Raw genomic sequence first — 207 nt, forward strand, 5'->3', positions numbered from 1 at the left:
GAGCGCCCGATCGCTTGATCTTCAGACCCCCTTTTTTCGCCCCGGCGGCGTGCTGATGCGCCCGGACGATGGTGGAATCCACGATCAGATATTCGAAGTCCGGATCATCGGACATCGCCTCGAAGATCCGCCACCAAACACCCTTGATGCTCCATCGGCTGAAGCGCCGGAACACGCTGTTCCAATCGCCGAAGACCTCCGGGAGAT

At 59.9% G+C, this 207-nt stretch carries 1 pseudogene; it reads right to left on the reverse strand.

From position 1 onward, the window contains the following. Window positions 1–207, reverse strand: a pseudogene (locus FNJ47_RS55920) (IS5/IS1182 family transposase); the annotation flags it as partial.

Source organism: Bradyrhizobium uaiense (genome assembly GCF_010811875.1).
Lineage (GTDB): Bacteria > Pseudomonadota > Alphaproteobacteria > Rhizobiales > Xanthobacteraceae > Bradyrhizobium > Bradyrhizobium uaiense.